Annotated in this window: 15 protein-coding genes; 10 read left to right on the forward strand and 5 right to left on the reverse strand. The window is 70.8% G+C overall.

The genetic code is table 11. The features are described 5' to 3' along the window. Window positions 1-285: 285 nt before the first annotated feature. From D7Y13_RS13625 to D7Y13_RS13640, 4 genes are read left to right on the forward strand one after another with little or no spacing between them, the layout of a single operon-like run. Window positions 286-504, forward strand: a complete 219-nt coding sequence (locus tag D7Y13_RS13625) for a hypothetical protein (RefSeq protein WP_120533400.1) — start codon at window positions 286-288, stop codon at window positions 502-504. Between the two features lie 4 nt (window positions 505-508). Further along, a complete protein-coding gene (locus D7Y13_RS13630) occupies window positions 509-2,623 on the forward strand; it encodes a PAS domain-containing sensor histidine kinase (RefSeq protein ID WP_120582285.1) in 2,115 nt (704 codons plus the stop codon). Then, window positions 2,620-3,030, forward strand: coding sequence for a response regulator (locus D7Y13_RS13635; protein ID WP_120582286.1), 411 nt, complete (start codon window positions 2,620-2,622; stop codon window positions 3,028-3,030). The genes D7Y13_RS13630 and D7Y13_RS13635 overlap by 4 nt, the downstream gene beginning before the upstream one ends. Window positions 3,031-3,059: 29 nt before the next feature. Further along, window positions 3,060-3,821: a GvpL/GvpF family gas vesicle protein gene (locus D7Y13_RS13640; protein ID WP_120582287.1), complete on the forward strand. Its 762-nt coding sequence runs from the start codon at window positions 3,060-3,062 to the stop codon at window positions 3,819-3,821. Between the two features lie 8 nt (window positions 3,822-3,829). On the opposite strand, the gene D7Y13_RS13645 is transcribed toward D7Y13_RS13640, so the two are convergent. The 5 genes from D7Y13_RS13645 to D7Y13_RS13665 form a co-directional block, all read right to left on the reverse strand. Then, window positions 3,830-4,963: a hypothetical protein gene (locus D7Y13_RS13645; RefSeq protein ID WP_120582288.1), complete on the reverse strand. Its 1,134-nt coding sequence runs from the start codon at window positions 4,961-4,963 to the stop codon at window positions 3,830-3,832. Next, window positions 4,960-6,834, reverse strand: coding sequence for a motility-associated ABC transporter substrate-binding family protein (locus D7Y13_RS13650; RefSeq protein ID WP_120582305.1), 1,875 nt, complete (start codon window positions 6,832-6,834; stop codon window positions 4,960-4,962). The genes D7Y13_RS13645 and D7Y13_RS13650 overlap by 4 nt, the downstream gene beginning before the upstream one ends. Continuing rightward, window positions 6,831-7,553, reverse strand: coding sequence for an ABC transporter permease (locus tag D7Y13_RS13655; protein WP_120533404.1), 723 nt, complete (start codon window positions 7,551-7,553; stop codon window positions 6,831-6,833). Before D7Y13_RS13655 ends, D7Y13_RS13650 begins: the two co-directional genes overlap by 4 nt. Further along, on the reverse strand, window positions 7,550-8,473 hold the full coding sequence (locus D7Y13_RS13660; RefSeq protein ID WP_120533405.1) for an ABC transporter ATP-binding protein: 924 nt from the start codon (window positions 8,471-8,473) through the stop codon (window positions 7,550-7,552). The genes D7Y13_RS13655 and D7Y13_RS13660 overlap by 4 nt, the downstream gene beginning before the upstream one ends. A 74-nt stretch (window positions 8,474-8,547) precedes the next feature. Beyond that, window positions 8,548-9,966 carry a TIGR01777 family oxidoreductase gene (locus D7Y13_RS13665; RefSeq protein WP_120582289.1) on the reverse strand — a complete coding sequence of 473 codons (1,419 nt, stop codon included), beginning with the start codon at window positions 9,964-9,966 and terminating at the stop codon, window positions 8,548-8,550. A 32-nt stretch (window positions 9,967-9,998) separates the two neighbouring features. Between D7Y13_RS13665 and D7Y13_RS13670 the strand changes: the two genes are divergently transcribed. From D7Y13_RS13670 to D7Y13_RS13695, 6 genes are all read left to right on the forward strand, one after another. Beyond that, window positions 9,999-10,961 (forward strand): L-threonylcarbamoyladenylate synthase, encoded by a 963-nt coding sequence (locus D7Y13_RS13670; protein WP_120582290.1) that lies wholly within the window; start codon window positions 9,999-10,001, stop codon window positions 10,959-10,961. Window positions 10,962-10,989: 28 nt separating this feature from the next. Next, on the forward strand, window positions 10,990-12,996 hold the full coding sequence (locus D7Y13_RS13675; protein ID WP_147444175.1) for a serine/threonine-protein kinase: 2,007 nt from the start codon (window positions 10,990-10,992) through the stop codon (window positions 12,994-12,996). A gap of 446 nt (window positions 12,997-13,442) precedes the next feature. Beyond that, a complete protein-coding gene (locus D7Y13_RS13680) occupies window positions 13,443-15,554 on the forward strand; it encodes an NHL repeat-containing protein (protein ID WP_120582292.1) in 2,112 nt (703 codons plus the stop codon). A gap of 96 nt (window positions 15,555-15,650) precedes the next feature. After that, complete coding sequence (locus D7Y13_RS13685) at window positions 15,651-16,745, forward strand: Hint domain-containing protein (protein ID WP_120582293.1); 1,095 nt, start codon at window positions 15,651-15,653, stop codon at window positions 16,743-16,745. 51 nt (window positions 16,746-16,796) lie between these two features. Then, entirely contained in the window at window positions 16,797-17,915 is a 1,119-nt protein-coding gene (locus tag D7Y13_RS13690) for a Hint domain-containing protein (protein WP_120533411.1), read from the forward strand. Between the two features lie 100 nt (window positions 17,916-18,015). After that, on the forward strand, window positions 18,016-18,804 hold the full coding sequence (locus tag D7Y13_RS13695) for a hypothetical protein (RefSeq protein WP_120582294.1): 789 nt from the start codon (window positions 18,016-18,018) through the stop codon (window positions 18,802-18,804). Window positions 18,805-18,867: the final 63 nt, after the last annotated feature.

The raw sequence follows: 18,867 nt of genomic DNA on the forward strand, positions 1-18,867 counted from the left end.
GGGAAGTCCCGGGGAGGGGTGGTCACCGTCCAGAGAGATTTGTTCAGGCGCTCGTCATTCATGGCTCAAGGCTAGGAATCCGCCCCCCAGGGCATAAGCCGCGCCTGCCGTGGCCTGACCGGCCGCCTGCCTGGCATGGGGTGTGCGCGATCCAACAGACCCCTGCCCCGGGTGTTGGCAAGTCATGCCCCGGGCGCGGGAGAGGCTGGGGCACACCAACCCCAGCGCGTTAGAACACCCAGGCCGGGGGTCCGCGCGCCGGGCGGGCCAAGGAGCGGTGTCGAGATGCCCGTGGAACGCATCGCTGGCGCTGCCAGCCTGGTGGACCTGCTGGACCGGATGCTGGACCGGGGGCTGCGCTTCGATGCGCGGGCCCTGGGGACTTCGGGGCGCGCCGCCCCGTTGGAGGGGGAGGCGCGCATCGTGGTGGCATTTTCGGAGGTCCGCACCGCAGACTCGCCGGAACGCGGACTCCCACCGCGTGAACCCTCACCCGGAGCGTAAGTACGTGGCGTCTCCAGCCCCGCTGCCCCCCGCCGAAGCCGATGCCGGGGCACGCCTCGTGCTCGCCGAGCACCTGCTCGCCTGCGAGTCCGCCGTCGCCTGTGCGCGGGCGGTGGTGGAGTGGCTCTCCCGGCAGACTGGCGCGCCGGTCGCGTGCCTGGGTCCAGGCGACGGCGGGACGGTGCCCGGGTGTCTGGCCAGCGAGGGGCTGACGGGCGCCCAGCAGGCGGCGCTCGGGCGGGCCTGGGAGGAGCCGGATTCCGCGCTGGCCCCCTTCCACACCCGGCCCGGGGCCCGGTGGCTGGCGGCGGACGCCTTCGAAGGCAACGTGCTTCCGGGCGGCTTCCTGGCGGTGCCGCTGGGCCGGCCCGGGGCGCCCCCGGTCGCGCTCCTGGCGGTGGGGCTGTCCGGGCCCGGCGTGCCGCGGGACGTGGCCTGGGCGGCGTCCTGCGCCGGGCCGCTCCTCGCGCGGCTGACGGCCTCGGATGCCCGGACGCCGCGCCGGTTGGAGCCGGACCGGCTCCTGCGCCGGGTCATCAACGCGGTGTCGGATCCGGTGCTGCTGACGGACCCGGAGGGCGTGCTGCTCTTCGCCAACGGCCGCGCGGAGGCGCTGCTGGTGGCGGGCCCGGATGCCAGCCCGGGCCGGGCGCGGGCGGTGGAGCTCAACCAGCGCCTGTTCCGGGAGACGCTCGCGCAGGGCGGCGCCACGGGGACGGGCGTGCACCGGCTGGAGGTGCCGCTGGTGGACCCGGTGGAGGGCATGGACCTGCTCTTCGAGCTGGTCACCACGCCGGTGCTGGCGCCGGACGGCCCCGCGGTGGTGGTGAGCGTGCTGCGCAACGTGACGGACCTGGGCCGCGCCGCGCAGGCCCTGGGGGAGAGCGACCGGCGGCTGCGCGCCACCGAGCGCGAGGCGCGCAGCGAGCGCCACCGGTTGGACCGGGTGCTGGACTCGGTGGCGGACCCCATCATCCTGTCCGACCCGTCCGGCGGCATGGTGATGATGAACGACCCGGCCGAGCGGCTCTTCGCCTGGCCCCGCGAGGCGGGCGAGGCCTTCATGCGCCGCGTGCGCGCGAATGAGGGGCTCTTCGGCTCCTTCCTCTCCCACCTGCTGGGCCCCGACAACGCGGGCGTGTCGCGGTGGAAGAGCCAGCTGACGCTGGACGACCCCACCAGCGGCGCGCCCGTGCCCATGGAGGCCATGGCCAACAAGGTGGTGGGCGACCAGGGCGAATTGACGGGCATCGTCACCGTCTTCCACGACCGCACGGAGGTGCTGGAGCGGGCGCGGCTGCTGGAGCGGGTGAAGGAGGTCTCCAGCGAGCTGGAGGCGCGCGTGCTGTCCGCGACGGCGGAGCTGGCCGAACAGAACGAGAAGCTGCGCCGGCAGGCCATCCAGCTGGAGCAGGCGAGCGCGGCCAAGTCGCAGTTCCTGGCCAACATGTCGCATGAGTTCCGGACGCCGCTCAACGCCATCCTCGGCTACACGAACATGCTGCTGCAGGGCGTGTCCGGAGAGATGACGCCGCCGCAGCGCCGCAACCTCACCCGCATCGACTCCAACGGGCGGCACCTGTTGGAGGTCATCAACGAGATTTTGGACATCACCCGCATCGAGGCGGGGCGGATGCCGCTGCACCTGACGGACTTCGGGCTGTCGGAGCTGTTGCAGGAGGTGATGGCGGAGATGGACCCCATCATCGCGCGCAGCAAGCTGACGGTGGAGACGCACCTGGAGGAAGGTCTGCCGGGCGTGTGGACCGACCGACAGAAGGTGAAACAGATTGTTCTCAACCTGTTGTCCAACGCGCTGAAGTTCACGCATGAGGGCAGCGTGCAGGTGTCGGCGGAGTATCAGAACGGCACCGGCATCCTCTCCATCTCGGTGAAGGACACGGGGATCGGCATCGACGTGTCGAACCAGGAGAAGATCTTCGAGGACTTCCAGCAGGTGGACAGCTCCCCCACGCGGGCCTATGGGGGCACCGGCCTGGGGCTGTCCATCTGCCGTCGACTGGCCACCATGCTGGGGGGACGCGTCTCCCTCCAGAGCAGCCCGGGCCAGGGTTCGACCTTCACCCTGCACTTTCCACGACGCGCGAGACGGACATGACGAACACCCTGGAAAAACCCAAGCCGCTCGTGCTGGTGGTGGACGACTACCAGGATGCCCGGGAGATGTACGCGGAGTACCTGGAGTTCTCCGGCTTCCGCGTGGCGGAGGCGAAGAACGGCCAGGAGGCGTTGGACAAGGCCTTCGAGCTGGTGCCGGACGTCATCCTGATGGACCTGTCCCTGCCGGTGATGGACGGCTGGGAGGCGACGCGCCGGCTGAAGGGCGACGCGCGCACGCGGCACATCCCGGTGGTGGCGCTCACCGGGCACGCGCTGAAGGGGCACTCGGAGGACGCGAACCAGGCCGGGTGTGATGCGTACGTCACCAAGCCGTGCCTGCCGGACGCGCTGGTGGAGCAGGTGAAGAAGATGATCGCGCGCAGAGAGACGGCCGCGGCACGCTGAAGCGTTTCAGTCGAAAGGCGGTTCACGCCATGGCGACGAAGCAGCAGGCGGAAGTGTCACGGGGAAGCCGGGCGCGCTACGTGTACGCCATCCTGCGGGCGGAGGGAGGCTGGGAGCCGGAGCTGGCGGGGCTGGGCACGGCGCCGGTGCGCACGGTGCGCGAGGACGACCTGGTGGCGCTGGTGTCCGACACGGCGGGCCTCCGGGTGGCGCCCACGCGGTCCCATCTGCTGACGCATCAGCGCGTGGCGGATGCGGTGCTGCGCGAGCACACGGTGGTGCCGGTGGCCTTCGGCACGGTGCTGCCGTCGGAGGAGCGCGTGCGGGAGGTGTTGCGCACGGCGCACGCACCGCTCGTGCGCGCGCTGGACGTGCTGGAGGGGCGCGTGGAGCTGGGGCTGAAGGTGTACTGCCACCGCGACGCGCTGGCGCGCAGGCTGGAGGAGGAAGCGCCGGAGCTGGCGCGGCGGCCCTCCGAGCCCGAGGAGGACCACGAGCAGCGGATGGAGCTTGCGCTGCTGGAGCGCACCACGCGGGACATGGGGGTGCTGCGCGACGGGCTGGGGCCGCTGGTGGCGGGCACGCACGAGTCCGCGCCCCTGGGTGAGCGGATGCTGCTCAACGCGGCCTTCCTGGTGGACCGCGCGGCGGTGGCCGCCTTCGAGGCGCGGTTGAGGACGCTGGCGGCGCGCACGGAGGTGTACGCGTACCGATTCAGCGGCCCCTGGCCGGGCTACAGCTTCGTGGACGTGCGGCTGGGCGTGGAGACAGGCCCCGCCGCGGTGTCCTGACGGGCGTTTCAGCGCGGCGGCGCGGTGAGCTTCGCGGCCTCCTCGGCCAGGGACTCCAGGCCGCCGCCCATGCGCGTCCAGCCCGGGGTGAGTTCGGTGCGCGCGTACCACGTGTGGTCCGGCGTCATCGCCATGGAGAGTTCGCCCACGGGCTTGCCGGCGCGCTGGTATTCGATGCGGAAGGCGGGCGTGGCGGCGAGGCCCGGCGGGGACTCGCCCCGGCCGAGGAACTCAATCGGGGTGAGGCGCCACACGCGGTCGTGCCAGTTGCGGGCGAAGTCGTCCGGGGTGCCGGGAGCGTCCACGGGCGCGAGCTGCACGGCGCCCGGTGGCTGGCCACTGGCCACGAAGGCGCGGGACTTGTTTCCGGAGGTGATGACCACGCGGTCGAAGCCGTCCACGTCGAAGGTGTGCATGCGCCGGTCCACGAGCCGGCTGGACGCGGCCTCCAGGTCCGACAGCAGCGCGGGGCCCAGGAGGAAGACGTGGCTGTCGGAGGGGCGCTGGAGGTAGGGCGCGCCCCAGCCGGAAGCGGGGGCCGCGAGGCGGAAGGTCTTCGGGGTGCCGTCCACGGTGAGCGTCAGCGCCCGCTCCGTCTTCGCGAGGCCGATCTCCTCCAGCTTCCTTGCGTCCAGGACGCCCAGGTCGCGCTGGGCCCGCAGCGGGGCGAACTTCGCGAACAGCTTCTGGGCCGTGTCGTTGCCGCGCAGCTCGCGGGGCGGGGCCACGGGGACGGGGGCGGCTTCGGAGCCCGTGGTCGCGAGGGCTCCTGCGTCCGCGCCGCGAGCAGCGACGCCTGCATCGGGTGCGCTGCCGGTGGCCCCCGCATCGGACGCTGCGCGGACAAGCGGCTCCGCGTTGCCGCCAGCGTCCCCCGCATCCACGCCCACGGGCTCCACCTTCGGCTTCACGGGCTTGTTGCCCAGGCGGACCCAGATGGCGTCCCGGTCCTGGGCATCGCGGAACAGCTCCACGAAGCGCGCCTCGTCCTCGTAGCGGACCCGGTCGAGCGAACGCACCTGCGCGTCCTCCACCGTCACCTCGCCCGCCGCGCGGGACGGCTCGCGCTGCCACACGTAGAACGCGGCCACCAGGGCCACGCCCGCAAGGACTCCCTGCACGGCCACGTCGCGCGCCTTCATCGCGCACCTCCCACTGCCGCGGCGCTCCGGGGCGCACGCCGTCCGCGCCTGCGCGTCACGAAGAAGCCCACCGCCAGCACCACCACCGGCGCCAGGAAGACGGTCGCGTAGAACCACGCGACGTCCTGCGAGCGCGTGTGCTGCAACGGCACGTCCTCCTCGCTCGTCGTCGCACCGGAGAGCGCCTCCTCCCCGGACAACCAGCGCAGCGTGTCCACCGCCAGGTACGCGTTGCCCACGTTGCCCAGGATGCCGTCGCCCAGCGCGTCCGCGTCCGCCATCACCACCGCTCGCGGCGCGGGCTTGCCCTCCCCCGCCGCCGGACGCTCCACCGCCACCACCAGCGGCCATGCCCGTGTGACTTCACCGGCCTGGGGCTCGAAGTCGCCGTTGAGATCCGCGAAGGTCTCCGCCTGCGCACGCACGCTCGTGTCCAGCTTCACGCCGGGCACGGGCGGCGACACCAGCTCCAGCGCCACCGCGCCCGGGAACGCCACCGCCGCCTGCGACCCCAGCGCGGACATCGACGTAACGGACGGGTGCGAGGAGAAGCTCGCGGTGCCCAGGTTGCCCCGGTCGCTCACCTGACGCGTGGTGCGGAAGTAGACGCGGTCGTTCGCCAGCGGCACGCGCAGCGACCGGAGCCCCATCGGCTTGAGCAACGGCTCCAGCGCGGCGCCGTCCGGCTCCAGCGCGATCCACAGCCGACCGCCCTGCATCCAGTACTCCTGAAGCGCGGTGGTCTCCTCGGGGCGCAGCTCGCTCGTGGGCCCCAGCACCGCCACCAGCGCCGCGTCGCGCGGCACCTCCGTGCCCAGCCCCTCCGCCGCCGTGAGCGTGCGCACGTCCACGTTCTGCGCGCGCAGCAGCTCCTTGAACTGCGCCACCGACGGCCGGGCCGCTTCACCGGGAACAGGCCGCGTGTCGGCGCGCTCCCCATGGCCGCCCGTCAGGTAGACGATGCGCCGGGGCTTCGCCACCGACAGCATCCGCCGCTGCACCTCCGCGTCCAACCGCTGGAGCTGCCCCCGCGCACGCTCCATGTCCAGGCCCAGGGTCAGCACCTCCTTGCGGTCCCCGCGTGACAGCACCACGGAGCCGTTGTTGCTGACGCCCAGCGCCTTGCCCCGCGCGGGCTCCACCGCCTGATCCAACGACTCCACGCTGAGCAGCGGGCTCTCCGGCTCCAGGTCGCGGAAGTACTGCCGCACCGCCTCCCCCACCTCGTTGGCGGGCGGAAAGAAGAGCGTCACCTGCAAGGGCTCGTTGAGGCCGAGCACCCGCTTGCGCGTCGCCTCGCCCGGCCGGGCCGTGCGGAAGTACGACAGGTCCCAGGTGGCATCCGCCTTCGTCGCCACGTAGGTCGCCGCGAACGCGAACACGCCCACGAAGGCCATGCCCAGACCGGAGAACAGCGCGCTGCGCACCCGCCCCGTCTCCGGCACCGGTGCACGCGCCATCGCCACGAGCGCGGCCTCCACCAACGCCAGCGGCAGGAGCGCGCACACGAGCAGCGCCGGGAACAGCACCGCCAGCACCCCCGCCAACCTCGGGGCGGAGCGCGACAGCGGCGCCCCGAAGAGCGCCGTCCCCACGTCCCCCTGGAGGAAGTAGAGCACCAGCGCCCCCAGCCCCAGCGCGTACAGGGCCAGGACCCACCGCTCCAGCGCGCGCCGCGCCGGAGGGGCCGCCAGCATCCGCACCACGCGCCAGCCCGTGGCGCCCACGGCGACGGCGACGCCCAGCGCGGCCAGGGCCACGCGGCCGGAGCCCACGCCCAGCACGCGCTCCGCGAGGAACACCGCGACCAACCCCGCGACGAAGGCCACCGTCGCGGCCAGCCCGGTACCGAAGGAAACCGGCGTGCTCATCGCCACCTCCGCGCTTCCAACACCCGTGTCGCCGCGAACAGCGCCACGTACGTGACGACCAGGTAGTAGACGACGTCGCGCACGTGGATGAGTCCCGCCTGGAACGGGGGGAAGTGCTGGTTCCACAGCGACATCGCGCTGAAGACATCCGACAGCGGCTGCTCCGTGATGCGCGCGAGCAACCAGCACAGGATGAGCGCCACCAGCATCACCGCGGAGAAGATGGCCGCGAGCAGCTGGTTCTTCGCCAGCGACGAGCCGAACGTGCCCACCGCCAGCGACGCGCTGCCCAGCAGCAACAGCCCCAGGTAGCCCGCCGCCACGTGCCCGAAGGACACCTTGCCGTTCACCAGCACCAGCAGCGGCATGTACAGCGTGCACGCGAGGTAGAGCGCGAGGAACGCGAGCCCCGCCAGGAACTTGCCCAGCACGATGTCCCGGTCGCGCACCGGAGACGCGTACAGGAGCGGCAGCGTGCCCGTCTGACGCTCCTCCGCGAGCAGCCGCATGGACACCAGGATGGCCGCCACGATGGTGAAGCCGCTGGAGTAGTAGAAGAAGCCGGACAGCACCTCCGCGGAGCGCTTGCTCGCGCCGCCCAGGGCGTACGCGTTGAAGAACAGGCCGTTCACCGCGAGGATGACCGCGAGGATGACGTAGCCGCTGAGCGTGCGCAGGTAGCCGGCCAGCTCGCGGCGAGCAATCAGGAGCGCCTTCACGCGCGCACCTCCTGGCCCGTCAGCTTGAGGAAGAGCGCTTCCAACTGCCCTTCGCCCGCATCCAGCCGCAGCAACTCCAGCCCCGCGCCCACCACCGCCCGCGCCACCTGGGGCCGCAGGTCCGGGGACACCGCCACCTTCAGCCCGAGCACCTCGCCCTCCCCCTGCCGCACCTCCACCGCGCCAAACCCCTGGAGCACTTCGAGCGCGCGCGCACGCGAGCCCCGCACGTCCAGCTCGATGGACGGACCGCCCAGGCTGCGCGACAGCTCCTCCTCGCTGCCCTGCGCGAGCAGCGCGCCCTTGTGGATGATGAGCAGCCGGTCACACGTCTGGGAGATCTCCGGGAGGATGTGGCTGGACACGAGCACCGTGTGCGCGCCCTTGAGGCCGCGGATGACGTCGCGCATCTCGACAATCTGGAGCGGATCCAACCCGCTGGTGGGCTCGTCCAGGATGAGCAGCGCGGGCCGGTGCACCAGGGCCTGCGCCAGTCCCACGCGCTGGCGGTAGCCGTGGCTGAGCGTGGAGATGACCTCGCCGTGCACGTCACGCAGGCCCGTCTTCTCCTCGGCCTCGCCCACGTGGACGGGGGTGGCCTTGGCGGGCACGTCGCGCAGGCGGGCGACGTAGGCCAGGTATTCGCCCACCGTCATCTCCTCGTAGACGGGGGGCACGTCCGGCAGGTAGCCGATGCGCTGGCGCACCTCGTGGGACTGGTTCACCACGTCGTGCCCGTCAATGACGACGCGCCCCGAGGTGGGCAGCAGCACGCACCCGAGAATCTTGAGCGTCGTCGACTTGCCCGCGCCGTTGAGGCCCAGGAAGCCAATCACTTCACCCTGACCGATGGTGAAGGCGAGGTCGCGGATGGCCGCGTGCTCGCCGTAGTACTTCGTCAGCCCGTCGACCTGGATCATCAGGAAGGACTCCTCGAAGCGAGGGGGAAACGGCGCACTTCTGGCCCCCCGCCCCGGGAGTGTCAAGCACCGGCCTACGTGTGGCGGAATTCCGCGCCCTCGGTGGTGCGGCCCAGGGTGAAGCGCAGCGCGCCTTCCAGGTCGGGGAACTGGAAGGGGAACCCGTGGGCCTGGGCCACCGTGGGCAGGACGTGGGCGCTGGACAGGAGGGTCTCCTCGCCCATCTGCCCGAACACGGTCTTCACCACGCCCGCCGGCAGCGGGAAGAGGGCCGGACGGTGCAGCACCTTGCCCAGCACCCGGGCCAGGTCCCCCTGCCGCACGGCGTTCGGCGCCACGGCGTTGAGCGGGCCGCGCAGGGACGGCGTGCCGATGGCGAACTGGATGAGGCCCAGCAAATCCTCCATCGCCACCCAGCTCATCCACTGCTTCCCGGAACCGATGGGCCCGCCCCCACCCGCGAGGAACACGGGCGCGAGCTTCCCGACCACCCCGCCCTTCGCATCCAGCACGACGCCGATGCGCAGGTGCACCACGCGGATGCCCGCGGCCTCCGCGGGCGCGGTGGCGGACTCCCACTGGCGCGTGACGTCCGCGAGGAAGCCACCGCCCACCCCGGACGTCTCCGTCAGCTCCTCATCGCCCCGGCTGCCATAGAGGCCGATGGCGGAGGCGCAGACGAGCACGCGGGGCTTGCGGCTGGCGCGGGCCAGGGCCTCGCACAGCACGCGGGTGCTCTCCGTGCGGCTCTTGAGGAGCTCCTGCTTGCGCTCCTCCGTCCAACGCCCCTCCGCGACGTTGGCCCCGGACAGGTGCACCACCGCGTCCAGGCCCTCCAGGCCCTCCGCGTCCACGGTGCCCCGGTCGGGCGCCCAGGCGATGTCGCCCCGGGCCGCGTTCGGACGGCCACGCACCAGCCGCTTCACGCGGTGGCCCCCGGTGGTGAGGAACGACGCCAGCGCCGAACCGACGAGGCCGGAGGCACCACCGATGGCCACGGTGAGGGGCCCCTGCTCCTTGAAGGCGGCATGGCGGCGCAGGTCCAGGCGGGTGAGGGTGTGGCGGTACGCGAACATGCGCTCCAGCCGCTGGCGCGCGTAGCCCCCGCCGAAGGTGTCCCCGAGCGCCCCCACGGGCAGCACGTACTCCACCGCGTCCTCCAGGACGGAGGCCTGGGGGGCGGGGCCGGCGTGCATGCGATGGTCGTGGACCCACTTCGTGAAGGGGCCTTCACGCTGGGTGTCCTGGAAGGAGGCGCCCTCCACGTAGCCGGTGTGTTCAGCGACCAGGCGCTGGGGGATGGGACCCAGGTGGATCTTCACGACGACGCGGGCGCCGGGGCGGATGCCATCGCCGGTGCGCTCGACGACCTCGGCGGTCTCCCAGGGAGGAGACAGGCGTTCGAAGGCGCCCTCGCGGGTGTGCCAGTCGAAGAGGTCGGCGGTGGGGACTGGCATCTGGCTGCGCGCGGCGAAGACGTGCGACTTGCCCATGGGGGCTCCTGGGGGGAGATTGCGACCGCGCCATGCTTAATCCCGACCTCCTCGACCGTGCAGTCGAATTGCTGCGACGCGGCGGTGTCATCGCCCTGCCAACAGAGACGGTCTACGGACTCGCGGCCAACGCCGAGGACGAGCTGGCGGTCCGTCGTGTTTTCGCCATCAAGGGCCGGCCAGCCACCCACCCGCTCATCGTCCACATCCCGGGGACGGAGCACCTGTCCCAGTGGGCCCGGGTGATTCCGGACGAAGCGACGGCGCTGGCGAAGGCGTTCTGGCCGGGGCCGTTGACGCTGGTCCTGCCGCGCACGGCGAGGGCCACGGACGCGGTGACGGGAGGCCAGGACACCGTGGCGCTGCGGGTGCCGGGGCATCCGGTGGCGCTGGAGGTGCTGCGCAGGCTGGGCGGAGGCATCGCCGCGCCGAGCGCCAACCGGTTCGGAAGAGTCAGCCCGACGACGGCGGAGCACGTTCAGCAGGACCTGGGTGGAGACGTGGACCTGGTGCTGGACGGCGGTCCGTCCACGGTGGGCGTGGAGTCGACCATCGTGGACCTGTCCTCCGGTGCGCCCGCCATCCTGCGGCCTGGAGGCCTGGCGACGGAAGAGGTGGAGCGGGTGCTGGGCAGGACGGTGCCGGTGCGCGCGTCCACCACGGTGCGCGTGTCCGGTTCGCTGGCGTCGCACTACGCGCCACGCGCAGGCGTGGTGCTGGCGGAGCCTTCCGAAGTGGCTCAGCGGGTGGAGATGCTGAAGTCACAGGGGCTGCGCGTGGGCGTGCTCGGCCCCGCGTCGCTGTCACTGCCTGGGGATGTGCAGCGGTTCGACGTGCCAGGAGAGCCGGCCGAGGCCGCGCGCGTCCTGTACGCCCGGCTGCGCGAGGCGGATGAACAGGGCCACGACGTGCTCGTGGCCTGTCTGCCTTTGGCGAGCGGCCTGGGCATCGCCGTGAGGGACAGGCTGTCTCGCGCGGCGGCTCCTCGCGACTGAACAGCGAGTTGGAGAGGGAACCGTACGCATGGGCTTGCTTGCAGGTGGGGTGTTGTTCGTCCTGGTCGCGGCTTCTGGCGCGCCCTCGGACCCTTCCACCGAAGCACTGTGCGGCCTCACCGCGCTCCACGCCGCCGAGCTTGCCCATTTCGGGGAGAAGGACCGCTACGCCCTCCAGCCCGCGACCGTCGGCTTCCTTCCCATCCCTTGCGCGGATGGCACCCGGCCTTCCGCACCGGACTCCCAATCGGTCGGCGGCTGCCGGTTCCTCTTCACCGTCCTGGAAGCGGGCAGCGGCGACCCGGACGCCCCCCTGGAACTCGAAGCCCGTGGCATGACGCCCGACACGCAGGACCTTCGCTTTCGCATGAAAGGCCGCAACGGCTTCGTCACCCGTGCTGCCTCCAACGCGCGCGTGGCTCCCACCGACTGTGAAGCCTGGGTGCGAGAGGCCGACCCGCTCCACCGGTATCACGCGCTCGTGATGCGGTACGAATGCAGGGGCGGCCCCTACGCGCCTGAGCACCCGTGCGCCGAGGCCCTCACCGGGCTCGCGAACCTCGCCCGTGAAGGCGTGGGCGTCGCGCGGATGGAATACGCCGCGCACCCCACCGCGCGCGAGCTGTATCCCTTGAGCCCACCCACGCCGCTCATGCATCTGTGTGGCGTCGCGGACACGCCCCAACAACGCCGCCAGGTCGCGGACACGCTCGCGCGGCAGGGACGCCTGCTGGATGCGGTCCTTTCTCCGGATTGCCGTAACGAAGGACTGCGCGCGGGCCTTCCAAGACTGCTGCGCGACGGCGCCTGCCCGGGCCCCCGATGTCTGGAGTTGATGACCCTGGCCCGGCGCGCCCAGGTGGCCGAACGGCTCACCGTCCTCGAAAGCCGTGCGTCGCCCCTGGCGTGGTGGCTGTGGAATCAGCCCGCGGCGGTGCAGCGAGACTTCCTGTCGCAAGCCGCGGAGCTCTCCTCCGAACGGACCGACGCGCTGTTGCAGCTACGCGAAGGCCGCTCACCCGGCCTCCATGTCCTGACGACGCCCCCCCTCACCCGACTCGAGACCGCCTGGCTCGACCGGGCCCTCCTGGAGCACCGCGCCCTGTCCCTCTTCGTGGACCTGCTGGGCGAACTCCAGCGGCGCGCCCCCGCCAGTGACGCGGCGTTCCGGGCCTGGACCGCGACCGTTCCCTGCCACCAGCTCGACGACGCCTACGCCCTGTCCCTGTCCACCGAGCGGCTGCGCGCCATCGCGCGGACCCAGCCCCGTTGCACGGAGACCACGGTGCAGGTCCTGTCCCGCTACCTCGCGAAGCTGCCCCCGGCTGACGTCATCGACGTGCTGAAGCCACTGACCCCGGCGCAGCTCCGCACGCTGCACTTGAACCTGGATCTCGCCGACCCCGCGCGGGCCGAGGCCCTGTTCGACTGGGTGATGGAACGCGAACCTGACCTGCTGGACGGACTCACCGCCACGCCCGGGGTGGTGGCGAAGCTGCTCGCCCCCGACCATGCGGACCGCCTGGGTGGACGCGAGGCAGTCCTCGACCTGCTCCTGGGACTCAAGCCCGTGCCCGGCATCAGGGTGCTCCCGGAGGCCCTCAAGGTCGCGGCCCAGGCAGCCCTCCAGGGCGCGCCCCTGCCGGCTCACGTGGGAGCCATCGCCAGCGACCGCCGCCTCTCCCTCGCTGAAAAGCAGACGCTCCTGGCCCACGTGCTGCGCTCCCCGGATCCACGCGTCCAGGCAGCGGCCGCGGGGGGCCTCGCGACAGAACCGGACGCGGTCATCCCCGCGACGGCGGCCCGGGCCTGCGTGGCGGAGGTCCAGACCTCACGCGAATGCAGGGCCTCCCGTGCGGAAGTCCTGGCACCGAGTCCGCGAGAGCCGAACGGCCCGCGCGATGAGAAGCGCAGCGAAGACTGCCCCCTCGCCTGCGCGGGCGTGGAGCTCGACGACGACCGCATGAAGCGCCTCATCGAATCCGCCGCAGAGGCGCCACCGCCTCGGTTCGACGTGCCAGCGTTCCCCCGATGAGGCCCGCGCGCCGGGACGCGGACGAACAGGGCCGTGACGTGCTCGTGGCCTGTCTGCCTTTTGCGGGCGGCTCCGCGAGAGTTGTAGAACACATCAATCACAGACTCGCCCCGCACGTCCGCGTGCGGCACGGCTGACGCATCCGGACGCGACGCCGAACCTTCCCAGGCGGATTCTGCACCGCGGGCTCATCCGATACGGCCCGTCAGGATTCCATCCAGGACAGACCGTTCCTCAAACACAATCGTGTCTCGGCAATCCAGTGGAATTCCGCCGGATCCGCTGAACCAGCAAAAACGGCCTGAGCCACATAAAACGCTTTGCATGCCAAGCATTAGGCCGGGTTTGACTTTCACTTATAGTGCGACAATAGTTATTCCCCGAGTCAACAACAGGCATCGCCTGTTTTGACGGCACCCGTCCAACGCGGCGGAAGGAATCCCCACATGCTGAAGGACTCTCTCAAGGCCGCGCTCGCGGCTGGAGCCGTGTTGTGCGCGGGCTGTCAGGCCGAGGGGCCGGACGAAGCCTCCGTGGATCCGCGGGATCCCATCTCCGACCGTGGCGGCATGGGCGTCACGAACCGGGGCCAGGAGCAGGGGCTGGGCTCGGTGCTGCCCCAGACGGTGGATGCCCGCAAGTCGGTGGTGCTGACCGAGACGGCCATCCTGACCAACTTCACCCTGTCCAACGTCCTCAACCAGCTCGCCGCGCAGAACGGCGGCACGGGCCTGAACTCCACCCAACTGTTCCGTCAGCTCTGGGACACGCAGAACCCCGCCACCGGGCAGGCGGACCTCCAGCCGAGCGCGCACTGCAACGACAGCGGCAACCTGCTCAACGGCTTCCCCAATGGCTGCCGCACCTCCGAGGGCGCGCAGGCGGTCCCCACCAGCATCACCAACATCAACTCCTACTCCGCCATCGGCATCTACAACCGCTTCGACCTGGCGCCCACGTCCGGTGCGGACTGTGGTGAGTACCGCGTCGTCTTTGGCAAGACAGGTGGAGGCGGAGGCCGCAACTTCATCATCTTCGAGGCCGCCCTCCCCAACCCTCGTCCGGACCTGGGCATCGACGGCTGTCGTCCCGTCCAGTCCTTCTGGCGCGACCTGAGCACCAAGACCCTGGCCGCCCGCGCCACCGCCGTGCGCGACTTCTATTTCACCGGCCTACCCGGCTTCTCTCCGGTCATCCACATCAACAACTACGGCTTCAACCCGGCGGGCATCGGTCAGGTGCGCGTCAACATGTTCATTGGCGGGCCGTGGATGCTGAAGGAGTTCAAGATCCAGCGGCAGTGCCCGGCCGGCGTGTGCACCCTGAAGTTCGCCCCGGTGACGGTGAAGGCCAACCCGGCGGGACGGCTCTTCAATCCCGCCTCCGCGCACGCGCTGGCGCCCAGCTTCCGCGCGCACTTCATCACCCAGGTGGAGGAGCTGGCGGTCAACAACGTCAACACCTTCAACTACAGCGTCCCGGACAACTTCAACGCCGCCCAGAGCGACGCGCAATCCTTCAGCACCGAGGACGACTACTCCACCCAGTTCGGCAGCGGCGCCAGCACCTTCCGCACCGACATCCAGACGGAGCTCACCCGGCTGGGCAGCCCGCTCACGCCCAACCAGATTGTCGCCCGCGCCCAGGCGCTCTCCTGCGGCGGCTGCCATGACCGCAGCAACAGCGCTCCCATGGGCGGCGGCATCACCTTCCCGAACTCCGCGTCCTTCGTGCACAGCTCGGAGAGCACGCAGACGGGGCCGGAAGGCACCCGCTTCGTCGTGTCCAACGCCCTGGCCAACACCTTCATCCCCTTCCGCAAGCAGGTGATGGAGGACTTCCTCAACGCGGACCACCCGCTCACCCCCGTCTCCCGGTTCGACATCTCCGGCTCCGCCACGGATGGCCGCTTCGGCTACTGGGTGGAGCGCCGCGCCGCCGGCGTCGTGATGAAGGCCTCGCTCGACAGCGGCGGGGAGAGCGTCCTCGCCTTCAACCGCCCGGACCCCATCGCCGTCGCCACGGATGGCGTCAGCGTCTTCTGGACGGAGGCCAGCGGCGCCATCCTCAAGGTGTCCGTCAACGGCGGCGCGGTGTCCACGCTCGCCACCGGCCTCACGGGCCTGGGCGGCATCGCCACCGACGGCACCAGCCTGTTCATCACCCAGGGCGGCTCCATCCTGTCCTTGCCCGTGGCGGGCGGCGCCACCACCGCCCTCGCCACCGGCCGCGTCGGCCTCACGGGCCGCCTCACCGTGGATGGCGCCAACCTCTTCTGGCAGGAGGGCAACGACGTGCAGCGCATGCCCAAGGGCGGCGGCGCCGTCAGCCTGTTCACCACGCGGCCCGGCATCACCGGCCTGGCCAGCGACGGCGTGCGCCTCTGGGTGGCCGAGGACCTGAACCCCGGCAACGTCCTGGCCTTCCCCCTGGCGGGCGGCGCCCCGGTGGCCACGTTCGCCGCCGCCTTCAACATCAACAGCATCTCCGCGGGCGGCGGTCACGTCGTCTGGACGGAGAACCGCAACCCCGGCGTCGTCATGGCGAAGGTGAAGTAGCCCGCCCACGACGCGTCACCGGCCCCCCCTGAAGAAGGGGGGCCCTCCCTTCCCAGCCAGGCTGTCCCTCTCAATCGCTCACGCGACGGGTCCCACATGCGCAAGCCGTCCCTCCCCACCTTCCTGAAGGTCGCGGTCCTCACCCTCCTGCCCGCCGCCGCGGTCGCCGAGCCGATGCAGGAATGGCGTTGCAGCGTCGACAGCCTCACGCCGGAGCAGGCCCAGGCGCGCATCGAGTGGGCCCGCAAGTGCGGCCTCACCCAGAACCTCAACCCGGCGGGCCCGAACTCGTGGTTCCTGTCGGGCAAGGCCTTCGACACGAACTTCGACTGGGCCAAGGAGTACAAGGAGTTCAACACCAACCGCGCGTGGACGGGGAACCTCAACCAGTACAACGTCAACTACTACCACGCGTTTTCGAAGTACGACAACTCGCCCATGTACACGGTGTCCGCGGAGACGAGCGGCCCCACGGCGAACTACTTCAAGTGGTCGCACACCAGCAGCCGCCCCCGCACGCTCTACCCCTCCTTCGAGAACAGCCCGGTGGCCGGCAGCGGCACGCAGCTCTTTCCCCACCCCACGCTGAACAACTGCAACCTGTACTCGGACGCGACGGGCACCACCGTCTGGAATACCAACTTCTACGTCATCGCCTACTGCGAGTCGTCCTGCTACGCGCCGGACCAGAAGGTGCTGTTCAGCGATGGTGAGACGAACCTCCTCCAGGCGATGCAGCAGGGCCGCGAGGACGTCATCACCCTGGGCGCCAACGCCACGCTGGACGACCTCCAGCTCACCCAGGGCAAGGTGTACAGCTACACCTCCGAGACGCGCGACAGCGAGCACCTGCTCTACCACCTGCGCACCGCGTCCGGCGGCGAGCTGAAGGTCACCAACGAGCACCCCGTCGTCACCCGCGAGGGCCGGCTGGTGCAGGCCCAGACGCTCAAGGTCGGCGACGAACTGCTGCGTCACGACGGCACCCCGGACGCCATCGTCTCCGTGGAGAAGAGCACCCACTTCGGCAAGGTCTACAACCTCAAGCCCGAGTCGCGCGACCAGGTCTCCAACATCCTCGTCGCCCAGGGCTTCCTCGTCGGCTCCGCCCGCTTCCAGAACGACGACATCGAATACATGAACCGCGTCCTGCTGTACCGCGGCGTCCCCGAGGACGTGCTGCCGCAGTAGTGCCCTGGTGCGCTGTCTGGCCGTGTCCCCGTACCCCAAGGAGCAAGCAGGATGACCTCACCCATCTCACGTCCCCTCGCCGCGCTGGCGGCGCTGTCCCTCTTCCCGCTGGCGGCGCAAGCCGAACCCCTGCAGGAGTGGCGCTGCAGCACCGACAGCCTCACCCCGGCGCAGGCGAACATCCGCATCGAGCGGGCCCGCAAGTGCGGCCTCCTCCGCAACGTCCTCAACCCCGACGCGTGGTTCCTGTCCTCGCGCGCGTTCGACGCGAGCTTCCAGTTCGCCAAGGACTACAAGGAGGTCAACACCGCGGTGAACCCGCTGGGTGACAAGTCCTTCTCCGGAAGCTCGTTCCAGTGGAACGTCAACTTCTATCACGCGTGGGGCACCTTCGACGCGACGCCCCTCTACACCGTGGCGCAGGAGACCACCGGAGCGACGGCCAACTACTTCAAGTGGTCCCACACGGCCACCCGGCCCCGGCCGCTGTACCCCACCTTCGAGAACAACGCCTCCGTGGGCACGGGCACGCAACTGTTCCCCCACCCCACCAACCCCGACGACTGCCGCCTCTACACCAACCCGGCGGGCACCGGGGCTCCGGTGGCCAACAGCAGCAGCTTCTTCGTGGTCGCCTACTGCGAGTCGTCCTGCTTCACGCCGGATCAGCGCGTGCTGTTCAGCGACGGCGACGCGAACATCCTGGAGGCCATGAAGCAGGGCCGCGAGGACATCGTCACGCTGGGCCCCGACTCCACGCTGGACGCCCCGCAGCTCACGCAGGGCAAGGTGTACAGCTACACCTCCGAGACGCGCGACAGCGAGCACATCATCTTCAACGTGCGCACCGCGTCCGGCGGCGAGCTGCGGGTCACCAACGAGCACCCCGTCCTCAACCGCGAGGGCCGGCTGGTGCAGGCCCAGACGCTCAAGGTCGGTGACGAGCTGCTGCGGGCGGATGGCACCCCGGACGCCATCGTCTCCGTGGAGAAGGGCACCCACTCCGGCAAGGTCTACAACCTCAAGCCGGAGTCTCGCGACCAGGTCTCCAACATCCTCGTCGCCCAGGGCTTCCTCGTCGGCTCCGCCCGCTTCCAGAACGACGACGTCGAGTACATGAACCGCATCATCCTGTACCGCGGCATCCCCGCCGACGCGCTGCCGCAGTAGTCGCGCGGCAGCCCCGCCATCCCGTCACAGCGAAGTCCGCCCGGGGGCCCGTCGTGGGCCCCGGGCCCGTTCATTCCGTCAGTCCTCGGAGGGGAGCACCATGAAGCGCAGCCGCACTTGGGTCGTCCTGGGATTCGCCCTGCTGGTGGGCCTGGGAGGTGTCTGGCTCTGGATGGAGCCGCAGTCCTCCGACACCGCGTCGCCCGTGGCCACCGCGCAACCCCAGACACCGGCCGCGCTGGCCGTGGCGCCCGCCGTCGCGGCCGCCAGCGTGAAGGCCCCTCCTTCGCTCCAGGTGCCGGAGGCGCCGCTGCCCCCCGGCACCGAGCGGCCCCCGCTGATGCCCAAGGAGCTGATTGCCCAGGTGCTGGAGGACAACAAACCCCTGGGCCTGTTCATGCACTACCACAAGCACGTGCTGCTGGATGAGCAGGGCCGCGACGCGTACCGCAAGCTGCTCTCCGGCCCGGACATGATGAAGACCCTGGCCGACGGCCTGAAGGACCCGGGTCGCGGCGAGGTGGAGCCCCGGGAGCAGTACGAGCGGCTGATGGAGGTGGACTACTTCAAGGCCGCGCTCGCGTGGAAGGACAACCCCCAGCGCGAACAACTGCTCGCGCACGCGGAGGACATCATCCTCCAGCAGAACATCTTCGGCGGTCAGGACACCGAGCGCCGCTACATGCTCGCGGGCGGGAAGATGGAGATGTACCGCCTGCTGGCCGAACAGGACATGCAGCGGGCGCTCGCGCTGGGCGAGCGCGCCCGGGGCACCAACATGGAGCAGCTCACCGCGTGGATGGCGACGGAGGAGCAGCGCCGCCGCACCCAGGAAGAGCAGATCCGCCTGGAGATGCAGGCCCAGGCCCGCAACTCCGCCGCGCCTTGATGCCCCGTCCCAACCGCACGCGTCTTCCAGCGCATGGATTCCCCATGCCTCGCACAAACAACA

Source organism: Corallococcus praedator (assembly GCF_003612125.1).
Lineage (GTDB): Bacteria > Myxococcota > Myxococcia > Myxococcales > Myxococcaceae > Corallococcus > Corallococcus praedator.